The following is a 12,534-nucleotide window of genomic DNA, read 5'->3' on the forward strand; positions in this document are numbered from 1 at the left end:
TCTCAGGGCAGAACGGCAGTCAGCAGCACGATCAGCGCAGTGCCGAACGCGGCCAGCAACAGCGCGAACAGCGCGCCCATGTGCAGGCTGGGACCCAGCGTGGTGCTGCGCTGGTTTCGATAACCGCGAGCGAAATGCAGGTAACGGATGCCTGCCGCCAGCGTCATCAGCACGCCCATGCCGACCAGGATCGAGCCACCCCAGGTCGACAGCATGCGTGGATACAGCGGCGAATGCGCGCCCGAGGTCGGGAGGCGATGCAGGATCAGGCCGAAGCGGTCGATGACGAAACCCAGCGCCATCAGGGATAGCGCCGTGCGGATCCATGCGGACAGCGTGCGTTCGGCGGCCAGGACCACCAGCTTGCGCGACAGTTCGAGGGACGTCTCTTGGTGTTCGTCGGACATGGCGTGCTCCGCGCCTGGGCAGGACTGTCTACCGTAGGCCGGGTTCCGCATTGCGGCAAGCGTCGTGATGGTCGCACGTGGCGCGGGCGCTTCCCGCCGGAGCGAATGCGAGCGGTTTTCCAACGCGAATCTGCGAGCGCCACGCCGCGAGTCGTGCGCGGATGCCGGCGTCGGCCTCGATCTGCGGGTCCGATGGCGTCAGTCCGTCGCGCTTTTCCCAGCTGGCGATGCGCTTGCGCGCCATGCCGAAGGCGGCGATCAGGTTGTCGGTGCGGTTCAGTGCGTGCGCCAGGAAGGCGTCGCCGAAATAGGTGATGTCCGATTCGCTGCCGCAGCCGAACGAGCTGCGGTCTTTGCGCGCGGCGGTCATGACCAGCGTGCCCGGTCCCTTCAGCGGCGGCACGAAGCCGCCGGAGTAGCAGGCGTTGACGACCACCACCTTCCAGCGGAAGGGGTGCTCGGCGAGGATGCCGGCCAGGTCCTTCGCGCCGATCTGATCCAGCGGCATCGGGTCCATGTCGACCAGCAGATAGTGATCGGCGCTGCCGTGGCTGGTCAGGTACAGAACCAGAATGTCCTGTTTCGGATCCATGACCCGGTGCACGGCGGCCAGGGCCTGTTCCAGGTTGCTCCAGGTCGCCAGCGGCGCGTGTTGCAGCGTGGCCGGGTTGTTCTCCAGCACCAGCGTGTGGCCGTCCGCGTCGAAGCGCCGGGCGAACAGCCGGGCCGCGTATTCGGCTTCGTTGCGGAACACGTTCTCGCTGCCGTCGCCGGCGAAGGCGATCAGGTACAGGTCGATTTTGTGCGGATCCTGCGGTTTCAGTCGTGCGATGGCCTGGCGCATCAGGCGTGGCTGCGCGTACATCACCTGTTCCGGCGTGGGGCCATTCTCGGGCCAGTGTGCCCACGGATCGGGCGCGCTGGCCGGTGCCGTCTGCGCGGGTTTCGGTGGTGCTGGCGTCTGCGCCAGAGCACGGGTGATGAGATGCGATGCGCCGACGGCGAGCAGCGCGCCGACGGCGCCGATCAGCAGTCCGCGCAGACGCATGCGCATGTCACACCTCGACGGCGTCGAAGTCGGCCACGCACGGATGCGTCGCCGACGCGGAACAGGTCTCGGGTGGGCGGCACAGCTGCGTGGTGCGCATGCCGGCGGCGCGCGCGGCGTCGAGTTCGGCCGTCACGTCGGACAGGAACAGGACGTGTTCCCCCGTTTCTCCGACCGCTTCGAGAATGCGGACATAGGATTCCGTTTCGCGCTTGGGGCCGGTGCGGGTATCGAAGTAGCCGCTGAACAGCGGCGTCAGATCGCCGGCTTCACTGTGGCCGAACAGCAGCTTCTGTGCGTCGACCGAGCCGGACGAGTACACGTACAGGCGGATGCCGGCCTTGTGCCAGGCGCGCAGGCGATCGGCGACTTCGGGATAGACGTGGCCAAGGTAGTCGCCGCTGGCGTAGCCCTCGGCCCAGATCAGTCCCTGCAGTGCCTTCAGCGACGTGGCCTTGCGGTCGCTGTCGATCCAGCCGATCAGCAGATCGATGACTTCGTTGCGCGAGGCCTCGATGAAGCCGGCTTCGCGCGCGGCCTGGCTGAGCCAGTGCTGGACTTCGGGCTTGTCGGTATGCGTTTCGACGAAGGCCGGAAGACGCTTGCGCGCATAGGGAAACAGCACCTCGTGCACGAAGCGGATCGAACTGGTGGTGCCTTCGATGTCGGTGACGATGACGCGTGTGTCGGACATGGTGTGCGCGTAGAGGAATGTGCGGCGAGCATAGCGCTTCGCCGCCCTCGGCGTCTCGCTCGAGGGCGGTCAGCCGGTCGCCGATGCGTGCGGGGTCATGCGCGGGAAGCGCTCGGCGATGTCCTCGCCGGTGAAGTTCGCGACCCAGCCTTCCGGGTTGGTGAATAGGCGGATGGCGACGAAGTACGGCGCCTCGCTCATGTCGAACCAGTGCCGGGTGCCGTCGGGCACGCCGATCAGGTCGCCGGCTTCGCACAGCACCTCGTACACCTTGCCCTCGATGTGCAGGGTGAACTGGCCCGCGCCGGCGACGAAGAAGCGCACCTCGTCCTCGCTGTGCGTGTGCTCGTCCAGGAACTTCTTGCGCAGCGTGGCGCGGTCGGGATGGTCCGGATGCAGGCTGATGACGTCGACGGCGCGATAGCCCTCGCTGGTCATCAGGCGGTCGATGTCGTCGCGGTAGGCGGCGATGACGTCGTCGGGCGCTGCGCCCGGCGCGATTGGGTGCGCGGCTTCCCATTGCTCGAAACGGACGCCGACGTTGCCCAGTTCGCGGGCGATCCCGGCATGGTCGAGATACTCGGAGAGCGCGGTCTCGCCACGGTTCTCGTCGTAGATGCGCAGACGGCTCATGAAGACAGTCTCCTCAGGTCCAGCTCGCAGCCGAGCAGGAATTCCAGTGCTTCCAGATGACGGCGCGCTTCGTCCATGCTGCGCCCCCAGGTGTACAGACCGTGGCCGTCGATCAGGTAGGCGTGCAGCGGCCGGCCGGTGTCCAGCCAGGCATCGATGCGCGCCGTCAGTTCGGGCATGTGCTGGGTGTTCGGGAACACCGGGATATCCAGTGTGCTTTCGTGTGTGGTGTGGCCGCTGATGGCTTTCTGCAGTTCCCAGCCCTGCAGGCGCACGCGGCCCTCGCGGCCGAACAGGCGCGAGGCCACGCTCTGCGTGCGCGAATGCGTGTGCAACACGGCGCGTGTATCCGGGAATCGGCGGTAGATCTGCGTGTGCAGCGCGGTTTCGGCGGACGGACGCCGTTCGGTGGCGACCGGATGGTCGTGCAGGTCCACGACCATGATGTCGTCGCTGCCCAGGCGTCCCTTGTCGCGGCCCGACACCGTGATGGCGACGTAGTCGCCGTCGTCCATGCGCATCGAGAAGTTACTGCTGGTGGCCGGTGTCCAGCCCATGGCGGCGAACTCGCGCGCAGCATCGGCAATGGCCGCGGCGCAGGCGGAAAATTGCTCGGGATCGTAGGCGGGGAGAGCGTTCATGTGGGCAATTTGGCCGTCCAAACAGGCGGCGATCATAGCATGCGCATTCGGTGCGGAAAGGCGGAATGCAAGCCATTCTCACCGTTCAGGACACGCGTGAAAACTCGGTGTACTATCGGTTTGTTCACGGTGTGACGACTGCCGTTCACGTCTTTATCCCAGCGAGGTGTAACGATGACTAGCAAGGACTCCATGATCGAATCCCGGCGCCGTTTCCTGAAGGCCGCGGCGGGAACCGCAGCCGTGGCCGCCGTGGCCGGCATCATGCCGCGTCTTGCGCGCGCTGCCGATCTTCCGCATCTGTCGCCGTCCGACCCCACCGCGCAGGCACTGGGGTACGTCGAGGACAACACCAAGACCACGAACCCGAAGCACAAGGCCGGCGACGACTGCACCAACTGCCAGTTCTACCAGGGCAAGGCGGGCGCCGCTTGGGGGCCGTGCCAACTGTTCCCGGGCAAGGACGTCAACGCCAAGGGCTGGTGCGTGTCGCATCAACCGAAGGCCTGACGGCCGACGCGCTCCTCGCGCGTCACTCATGGTTACTCGCGAAGGCCGGCTTGTCCGGCCTTCGTCGTGTCTGCGATCGGGGTGTAGGTCGCCGTCGTGGAGTTCCTCGCACGCAGGCGTGTCCGCATCGAAGTGCGATGCAGGAACAGACAAGAAGGGGGTGGCGAATCCGAAAGGTAAGTTGCTGCCCGAGCGCGCCTGGCTGAGGAGCTGACCCGCCAGACGCGCCCGAGCGGCATTCCGGGGCCCACTGCCAAGTGAATAACCCGCGGACTGGGGATGATACTCCCCAGTAGTGGCCGCAGCCAGTTATCGTTGCGTTAAATCGAGATTCTATTTAGGGAAAATCTTTTTAATCAATCACTTGCCTCTTTTTCATCACTGCTTTTCGAGGCGAGGGATATCCATACGGTTGCGTATGCTCAAGGCTGCTCCGACGTGGCTGCGGGCCGGCGGAGCAGGCTGTGGCGGTAGCCGAAGCCGAAGTAGATGCCCAGTCCGATCACTGTCCAGATGCCCATGAGCGCCCAGTTGAACCAGTTCATCTGCGCCAGCAGGAACAGGCAGCTCAATACGCCCGCGATGCAGATCACGAAGGCCCACGGCACGCGAAAAGTGCGAGGAAGGTCGGGCTGGGTGTAGCGCAGGATCAGCACGCCCGCGCAGACGGCAGTGAACGCGATCAGCGTGCCCATCGAGGTCAGATCGGCCAGCAGGTCCAGCGGGAAGATCGCCGCCAGCGCGGCGATGCCGAAGCCGGTGATCAGGGTGTTGATGTGTGGCGTGCGGTAGCGCGGGTGCACCTTGGCGAACACCTTCGGCAGCATGCCGTCGCGCGCCATGATCATGAAAATGCGCGGTTGCGCGATGATCATCACCAGGATCACCGAGGACAGGCCGATCAGCGCGCCGACTTCGACCAGCGGACGCAGCCAGTTCAGTTCGGAGTGGCCGCGAATCGCGGTGATGACCGGATCGGCCGTATCGAGCACCGAGTACGGCACCAGGCCCGTCATGACGGCGGCCATACCCAGATAGAGCAGCGTGCACAGCACCAGCGAGACGATGATGCCGAAAGGCAGGTCGCGCTGTGGATTCTTGCATTCCTGCGCCGCCGTCGAGGTGGCCTCGAAGCCGATATAGGCGAAGAACACCATCGCCGCGCCGCGGAAGATGCCGGACCAGCCGTATTTGTCGTGGCCTTGCGATTCCGGAATGAACGGGTGCCAGTGGGATGTGTCGACGTAGCGCGCGCCGGCGACAATGATGGCCAGGATCAGGCCGACCTTGAGCACCACCATGAACGCGTTGAGCCCCGAGGATTCGCGGATGCCGATGTAGCACAGCCAGGTCAGCGCCAGCACGATGGCCACGGCGGGCAGGTTGAACAGTGCGCCGGTGCTCACCAGATGGCCGTCGGTGAAGGCCAGTGGCGCGTTGGTCAGCGCCGCGGGCAGCTGGATGCCGAAGAAGTCGTGCAGCATGCTGCTGAAGTAGCCGGTCCAGCTGGTGGCGACCGCGGAGGCCGAGATGCCGTATTCCAGCACCATGTTCCAGCCGATGAACCAGGCCACGATCTCGCCCAGCGTGGCGTAGGCGTAGGAGTAGGAGCTGCCCGAGATCGGGATCAGGGTGGCGAACTCGGCGTAGCAAAGCGCCGAGAAGCCGCTGCAGATCGCGGCCAGGATGAACGAGATCAGCACGGCCGGTCCGGCGTGTTCGGCCGCCGCGGTGCCGGTGACCACGAAGATGCCTGTGCCGATCACGGCGCCGATACCCAGGGCGGTGATGCCCCACGGTCCCAGCGTGCGCCGGAGTCCCGGACCGTGCGTGTCGTCGTCGTCGCGGAACGAGGTCTTTCGGGCGAACAGCTGATGCAGTACGGACATGGCGATACCGGGTCGGGCAAATGTGCGGAAGCGTCAAATCACGACGCCGGCGCAAAGGCCGGCGTCGTGACGGACATCAGGACGATTGCGCGTTGCGCAACTTGCTGTGCTTGTAACCGTAGCTGAAGTAGACCACGAAGCCGATCACGGTCCAGCCCAGCAGCATCAGCCAGTTGCGGACCGGCATGATCCAGATCAGCGACAGGCAGGCGAGCACGCCCAGCGGGCAGACGATGATCGCCATCGGCACGCGGAACGAACGCTTCAGTTCCGGCTGGGTGTAGCGCAGGATCAGCACGCCGGCCGAGACCGTGGCGAAGGCCACCAGAGTACCCATCGAGACGACATCGCCGAGTAGGCTGATGGGTAGGAACGCGGCCATCACGGCGGCGATCATGGCGACGATGACCGTGGCCCGGTGCGGGGTGCGAAACTTCGGATGCACCTTGCCCAGCATCGGCGGCATCAGGCCGTCGTTAGCCATGGCGTAGAAGATGCGCGGTTGGCCCATCATCATCACCAGGATCACGGTGCTGAGGCCGGCGATGGCGGCCAGTTCGGCCAGCGTCTTCAGCCAGGTCAGCGAGGGATGCGCGGCCAGCGCGGTGGCAACCGGCTCGGCGGTGTCCAGCAGCTTGTACGGCAGCATGCCGGTCAGCACCGCAGCCATGGCGATGTACAGCAGCGTGCAGACGAACAGCGAACCGAGAATGCCGATGGGCATGTCGCGCTGCGGATTCTTCACTTCCTGCGCGGCGGTGGAGACCGCATCGAAGCCGATGTAGGCGAAGAACACGATGGAGGCACCGCGGAACACGCCGGACCAGCCATAGATGCCGGGACCCTCGTTGGGCGGAATGAACGGATGCCAGTTGGCCGGCGCCACGTAGTGTGCGCCGAAGATCACCACCAGCAGCACCACCAGCACTTTCAGCGTCACGATGACGGCGTTGACGGTGGCCGATTCCCGGATGCCGCGATAGCACAGTGTGGCGATGGCGCCGATGATCAACACCGCTGGCAGATTGAACCAGGCGCCGGTCCACACGAACTGATCGTGCTTGAAGGTGAAGGGCGACTCGCGCAGCACGGCCGGCAGGTGCATGCCGAACTGGTCGAAGAAGCTCAGCGTGTAGCCAGCCCAGCCGACCGCCACCGTGGAGGCGGCGAACAGGTATTCCAGCACCAGGCTCCAGCCGACGAACCACGCGACGGCTTCGCCCAGCGTGGAATAGGTGTAGCTGTAAGCGCTGCCGGAGACCGGAATCATGGCCGAGAACTCGGCGTAGGACAGCGCGGCGAAGGCGCAGGCGACGCCGGCAAACACGAAGCTGAGGATGATCGCCGGGCCGGCATGCTCGGCGGCGGCCGTGCCGGTGATGACGAAGATACCTGCGCCGATCACGGCGCCGATGCCCAGCATGATGAGGTGTCGCCAGTTGAGCGTGCGGGCCAGCTCGACTTCTTCGCCGGCGACGACGTGCGGCTCGGCATGCACCGGCTTGGTGATGAACAGGTTCTTCATTGGATGGTGGTCTCCCCGGGTAAGCACGACGACGCAAGCCAGGCTGCGCCTGCTTCATTCTTGTCTGCGCATACTGACACGTTGCGCAGCAAAGCCGACGTACCATGCCAAACTCCCGATACCCGTACAAGGACAGAAGTCATGCCTGTCCCGCGCTTGCCGGCGGCGAATGGAACGGGCAGGCTGCCCGATTTGCCAGGCGGACCTCATGCCTTACGACCTCGACGATCTGCGCGCGGCCCTGCGCGCCCATGCCGATGAACAGGCCGATCACGACACGGCTGCGCTGTTCCTGACCCTGGTCGAAGACGGCGTGCATGCTTTCGAGCGGACGCGCCTGCAAGGGCATTTCACGGCGTCGTGCTGGCTGGTCAGCCGAGACGGTCGTCGTGCGTTATTGATGCACCACCGCAAGCTCGATCGCTGGTTGCAGCCGGGTGGCCACGCCGACGGCGACGTTGATCTGGCGCGCGTGGCGCTGCGCGAGGCGGACGAGGAAACCGGCGTGCCGGGTCTCGCCGTGGAGGGCGGCATCTACGATCTCGATCGCCATCGCATTCCTGCGCGCGGCACCGAGCCCGAGCACTGGCACTACGACGTGCGCTATGTGGTTCGGGCCGGCGACGACGAGCGATTCACGCTCAATGAGGAGTCGCACGCGCTGGCCTGGCGCGACGTCATCGAGATCGCCGCCGACGTTTCGCTGGACGACTCCCTGCGTCGGATGGCGAAGCGCTGGCTGCAGCGCCCGGACGCGAGCGCGTCCGGAGAACATTGAGCGGCTGAACTACGGAACGTCGGGCGCGCAGACCGATTGCGGCGACGAAGCCTGTTCGACTTGCTGCCAGGCGCGCAGGCCCATCACGGCCAGGCCGACGAAAACCGCATACAGCGCCGAGGTGATGTACAGATCCTTGTAGATGTATTCGCCGATGTAGATGGTGTCGACGACGATCCACAACCACCAGGCCGCCGTGTGGCGGCGGTCCTGCCAGTACTGCGCGACCAGGCTGAAAGCGGTCAGGGCGGCGTCCAGCCAGGGCAGGGAGGCATCGGTGTAGCGATGCATGGTCCAGCCCAGAAGCACGGCGCCGACCGTGCCGACCGACGCGCTGATCCATGCGCGCCGCGATGGCAGCGGCGCGATACGCACGCGGCCATCGTCGTCCAGATTGCGGATCCAGCGCACCCAGCCGTACAGGATGAAGCCGGCGAAGAGGATCTGCAGCAGCGTGTCCGAATACAGCTGCGCCCGCACGAAGATCCAGGCATAGACGATCACCGACAGCATGCCGATCGGGAAGCTCAGCATGCGTCGTCGTGCGGTCAGCCAGACAGCCCAGATGCTGAGGGCCGAGCCGAGCAGTTCCATCCAGGTCATGGTCATCGGCAGCGCTTCCGTTTCGCCTGCGCACGCGCGGCATCAGGCAGAGGGCGCAGTCCGCGCGCTCTGCTGGAGCGCCGCGCGGACTGTCGGGACGGGCGCGTTGCGGACAACGCGCCACGGGTTTCGTGCATGACGTTCCAACACTCGGCCCCGGCATGTCGCGAAGCCGCTGGTGTCCGTGGCTGTGTCGAGCGGATCACCTCAGAAATCCCAGGTGACCGACAACCGTGCCCGGCGCGGCGCGCTCGGGAACAGGTAGTAGTCGCCGAAGGCGCTGCCGGTGTCGCGCCAGTAGAAGCGGTCGAACACGTTGTTCACGATCAGTCGCCAGGTCAGCGCGTGGTCCATGAAGCGGCCACGGTAGCGCAGGCCGGCATCGAACACGTTGTAGGCGCTGACGCGAGTGCGGTCGTCGGCGGTGGCGGCCTTGGCTCCGCTGTATCGCCAGCCGCCGAGCAGAGTCAGCTTCGGCAGTGCCGGCAGCGTGTATTCCGCGAACACCGAGGTGCGCAGCGCCGGCACGTTGACGACCTGGTGGCCTTCGTACGATGGCGTGCCGGTGTTCTGCGCGCGGGCGCGCAGCCAGGCGGCGCTGGCATCGATGCGCAGGTGGTCGGTCACCTGGCCGTGCGCGCCCAGTTCGAGACCGCTGTGCACGGCCTGGCCGCGCTGCACGAAGGTATAGCCGGCGGCGGAGGTGTCCGGCTGCGCGAACTGGTAGGGGCGGCGGATACGGAACAGCGCGGCGCTGAGCGACACGCCTTCGTCGGTGTCGATCTTCACGCCCGTTTCAATCTGGCGCGACAACAGGGGTGGCAGGATCTCGCCGTCATTGCTGGTCCAGTAGGGGGCTTCCTGGCCCAGCGAGAGGCTCTCGCTGTAGCTGACGTAGCTGGTCAGGGCATCGGTCGGCTGCCACAGCACGGCGGCTTGCGGCAGGGTCTGGTTGAGGCGCGTGTGGCGCTCGGGCGCGCCGGCACTGTCGTAGGCGCGCTCGTCCAGGCGCAGGAAGCGCGCGTCGGCCAGCACCTGCCAGTGGTCACCGAACTGCACGCGGTCTTGCGCCAGCGCGGAACGCTGCCAGCTCGTCAGGCGGCGCGCGGACGGGCCGGGCTGATTCGGCGACGGTGCATACACCGGCGGATTGCGCTGATCGATGTTGGCGCTGCCGACGTAGTCGTACACGTCCGGCCGCTGATCGACGGTGCGGCGGAAGGCGTCCACGCCCAGGCTCAGGGTGTGGCGCAGGGCACCGGTCTCGACGTGGCCGATCAGGGTCGCCTTGGCCTCGTCGTTGTTGCGGGTGTCGTCCGGGCTGCGATAGTCGTAGATGTCGTAGTCGCCGTTTGGCGCGAAGTAGTTGCCGGGCGTGGCGCCGCTGGCGCAGGCGGCGGTGTAGAAGCAGCCGTAGGCGAAGGCGACGTTGTCCTGGATCACGCTGCGGCTGTGGCCGGCGGCCAGACGCAGCGTCCATTGGTCGCTGAAGTGGTAGTCCAGTCGTGCGCTGGTGTTGCTGGACTGGATGCCGACCGGCTGCTGCCATGGTTCGTAGCCCAGCATCTGGGTGCGGCTGGGGTGGGGCGGAAGCGTGGTGCCGCCGAGCAACTGGTAACCGGAGACCGAGCGCTGCGCGACGGTCTGGTAGTCGCTGTCCAGGCGCAGCACGGCGTGGTCGCTGATCTTCCAGTCTGCGGCCAGCGCGTAGAAGTTGCGGCGGCCGTCGGCATGGTCGACGTAGCTGTGGATGCCTTCCCAGGCGCCGTTGAAGCGCAGTCCGAAGGTCGGCGTCAGCCAGCCTCCCAGGTCGACGGCGGTGTAGCGGGAGCCGTGCGAGTCGGTGCCCAGCGTCACGCTGCGAACGTTCGCCGGGCGCTTGGTGACGAAGTTGACCACGCCGCCCGGCGCGACCACGCCGGCGTCGAGGCCGGCCAGGCCTTTCAGTACCTGCACACTCTGCTTGTTCTCCAAGCCGAAGCGCTGCGCGCCGGCGACGGTCAGGTCGTTGATGCGGAAGCCGGTGGCCAGGTCGAGCGCGTAGCCGCGGATGGTGGTGTCCTGGTAGTAGCCGACCGACGCATAGCTGTCGCCCATCGAGGCGTCGAGCTTGGCCAGGTCGCTGATGCTGCGTGGCTGGCGGTCGTCGAGCTGACGGCGGTCGATGGTGGCGACGCTGACCGGGGTGTCGTGCAGCGACGCGCCGTCGAGGCTTCCCACGCTGGCACCGTGCTGCTCCGGCGCGGCGCTCACGCTGACCGGAGCCAGCGGTGTGGCCGAAGATTGCGCGGAGGCCGGATCCTGCGCGTGGGCGGTGACGCCGGCAGCGAGCAGGGCGAGGAAGAGGGCGGTGCGGGAAGCGTTTCGGGACATGGTCGGCTCGTCGGTTCTGTGGACACGAAGCGACGGCGACCGCGCAGTCCGGACGGACTGCGCCTGTCGAAGCTCCCTACGCCGGTACCAACCGGATCAGGTTCCAAGGGACTCTCTCAGCCCGGCCGAACGCCAGGCACCCCCGCTTCACGAAGACGCGTATTGGAACATGGATCGATCGACAGGCAAAGCGCGCGGCCTATCCGGCATGGCGGATGGCGTCCAGAAGCGCCTGCGCCGGAGGGCTGTCGAACCAGCGCGCGTGCCCCAGCAAAAAGGTCTCGTAGGCCACATCGGCATCGGACGTCGAGCCGGTGATGGTGTGGAAGTATTCGACTTCCGACAGGGCGAAGTCGAGGTGCACCAGTGGCAGCATCTCGGCCAGGATGTGCAGGTCACGGTGGTCCAGTCGAGCGACTTGCGCGTAGCCTTCGATGAGCGCGCGGGCGGTGTCGATGAAGACGGCATCGTGGCCGTGCTCCAGTTCCAGCCAGGCAATGGCGTTGCGCTCGATGGCCGTGGCGAGATCGAACAAGGCGCTGGTCGGCGAGCACAGGCCGAAATCGAGTACCGAGGCGACGGAGTCGTCCTCGCGCCAGCACAGATTGGACACGTGCCAGTCGTTGTGTGTCCACAGGCGCGGCACATCGCGGAGCAGTGGCTGCAGGCGCGCGTGGCGCGGCATGATCCAGCGCGCGAAATCGTCGCGCCAGGGGCGTGGGCGCAGATACCCGGCCAGACCCGGGCGGTCATCGAACTGACGTGCCAGCGCAGCCACCGGATCGTCGGTGCGTAGCAGGTCGTCGCGCGCCACCAGGATGTGTGTGCTGCGTTGCTGCGCGTGATAGTCCATGGCGGCGCGATGCACTTGCGCGAGCATGGCACCGGCCGCACGGGCATGATCGAGCCGATGCAGCGGCGACCATGAAATCGCCTCGCGGTATCGATCCTTGCCCTCCGCGCGGGCGTGCACTTCGTACACCCAATCGCCGTGAACATGAACGCTGCGCCCGGCGCTGTCTTCGAAAATGCGGGGAATCGGCACTTCGCGTGCGCGCAGGTGCGCAATGAAATGATGCTCTTCGCCCAGCGTCGTCGGCGTGCGCACGCTGCGGTGATGGCGCTTGACGAAAACCGTTCCGTCGGCTGTTGGCACCAATGCCGCGGCCGACAGCGGGCGCGGGCTGCGCCAGGTCGCATCGCCTACGCCTTCGAATCCATAGGCCGACAGGACGCGGACGATCTCGTCGTGCGTCAGTGCGGGCCAGTCGGGCGCGACATCGTCGTTGGCCAGGCCATGGACTAGGTGGCTCATGGAATCGGAGGCGTTCAGTGCGAGCGATGATTATCCCGGATACATCGTCCGCCGGGGAGGGCGCGCTGCTCATCCGTCATGAGGGGTTCAGGGGCGGCGTGGAGGTTTCGCCCTCGCG

The 12,534-nt window shown here is 66.3% G+C and carries 12 protein-coding genes and 1 riboswitch; of the genes, 2 read left to right on the forward strand and 10 right to left on the reverse strand.

Translation table 11 applies throughout. The features are described 5' to 3' along the window. Positions 1-2: 2 nt before the first annotated feature. The 5 genes from BTJ49_RS13020 to BTJ49_RS13040 all read right to left on the reverse strand — a co-directional run bounded on the left by BTJ49_RS13020 (position 3) and on the right by BTJ49_RS13040 (position 3,423). The gene (locus BTJ49_RS13020) at positions 3-407 is read right to left on the reverse strand and encodes a DUF202 domain-containing protein (protein WP_113065855.1); all 405 of its coding nucleotides are present in this window, start codon (positions 405-407) and stop codon (positions 3-5) included. A 28-nt stretch (positions 408-435) separates the two neighbouring features. After that, a complete protein-coding gene (locus BTJ49_RS13025) occupies positions 436-1,461 on the reverse strand; it encodes a C13 family peptidase (protein WP_113065856.1) in 1,026 nt (341 codons plus the stop codon). Between the two features lies 1 nt (position 1,462). Next, positions 1,463-2,149, reverse strand: coding sequence for an acireductone synthase (gene mtnC / locus BTJ49_RS13030; protein ID WP_113065857.1), 687 nt, complete (start codon positions 2,147-2,149; stop codon positions 1,463-1,465). Between the two features lie 69 nt (positions 2,150-2,218). After that, on the reverse strand, positions 2,219-2,782 hold the full coding sequence (locus tag BTJ49_RS13035; protein ID WP_113065858.1) for an acireductone dioxygenase: 564 nt from the start codon (positions 2,780-2,782) through the stop codon (positions 2,219-2,221). Continuing rightward, complete coding sequence (locus BTJ49_RS13040) at positions 2,779-3,423, reverse strand: methylthioribulose 1-phosphate dehydratase (RefSeq protein WP_113065963.1); 645 nt, start codon at positions 3,421-3,423, stop codon at positions 2,779-2,781. The genes BTJ49_RS13035 and BTJ49_RS13040 overlap by 4 nt, the downstream gene beginning before the upstream one ends. 174 nt (positions 3,424-3,597) lie before the next feature. On the opposite strand from BTJ49_RS13040, the gene BTJ49_RS13045 reads away from it, so the two are divergent. Beyond that, a complete protein-coding gene (locus tag BTJ49_RS13045) occupies positions 3,598-3,933 on the forward strand; it encodes a high-potential iron-sulfur protein (RefSeq protein ID WP_205300780.1) in 336 nt (111 codons plus the stop codon). Between the two features lie 422 nt (positions 3,934-4,355). Here BTJ49_RS13045 and BTJ49_RS13050 read toward each other — a convergent pair whose 3' ends face one another. Together BTJ49_RS13050 and BTJ49_RS13055 are read right to left on the reverse strand one after the other, a co-directional pair. Further along, the gene (locus BTJ49_RS13050; RefSeq protein ID WP_113065860.1) at positions 4,356-5,822 is read right to left on the reverse strand and encodes an amino acid permease; all 1,467 of its coding nucleotides are present in this window, start codon (positions 5,820-5,822) and stop codon (positions 4,356-4,358) included. Between the two features lie 76 nt (positions 5,823-5,898). Then, a complete protein-coding gene (locus BTJ49_RS13055) occupies positions 5,899-7,347 on the reverse strand; it encodes an amino acid permease (RefSeq protein WP_113065861.1) in 1,449 nt (482 codons plus the stop codon). Between the two features lie 208 nt (positions 7,348-7,555). Here BTJ49_RS13055 and BTJ49_RS13060 point away from each other — a divergent pair, with 208 nt between their 5' ends. After that, on the forward strand, positions 7,556-8,125 hold the full coding sequence (locus BTJ49_RS13060; RefSeq protein WP_113065862.1) for an NUDIX hydrolase: 570 nt from the start codon (positions 7,556-7,558) through the stop codon (positions 8,123-8,125). Between the two features lie 9 nt (positions 8,126-8,134). Here BTJ49_RS13060 and pnuC read toward each other — a convergent pair whose 3' ends face one another. The 3 genes from pnuC to BTJ49_RS13075 all read right to left on the reverse strand — a co-directional run bounded on the left by pnuC (position 8,135) and on the right by BTJ49_RS13075 (position 12,416). Continuing rightward, on the reverse strand, positions 8,135-8,728 hold the full coding sequence (gene pnuC / locus BTJ49_RS13065; protein WP_113065964.1) for a nicotinamide riboside transporter PnuC: 594 nt from the start codon (positions 8,726-8,728) through the stop codon (positions 8,135-8,137). A 207-nt stretch (positions 8,729-8,935) separates the two neighbouring features. Next, complete coding sequence (locus BTJ49_RS13070; RefSeq protein WP_113065863.1) at positions 8,936-11,101, reverse strand: TonB-dependent siderophore receptor; 2,166 nt, start codon at positions 11,099-11,101, stop codon at positions 8,936-8,938. Positions 11,102-11,157: 56 nt separating this feature from the next. After that, positions 11,158-11,255, reverse strand: a riboswitch (TPP riboswitch). Between the two features lie 45 nt (positions 11,256-11,300). Continuing rightward, entirely contained in the window at positions 11,301-12,416 is a 1,116-nt protein-coding gene (locus BTJ49_RS13075; protein ID WP_113065864.1) for a phosphotransferase, read from the reverse strand. Between the last annotated feature and the right edge of the window lie 118 nt (positions 12,417-12,534).

Source organism: Oleiagrimonas sp. MCCC 1A03011 (genome assembly GCF_003267965.1).
GTDB classification, from domain to species: Bacteria; Pseudomonadota; Gammaproteobacteria; order Xanthomonadales; family Rhodanobacteraceae; genus Oleiagrimonas; species Oleiagrimonas citrea.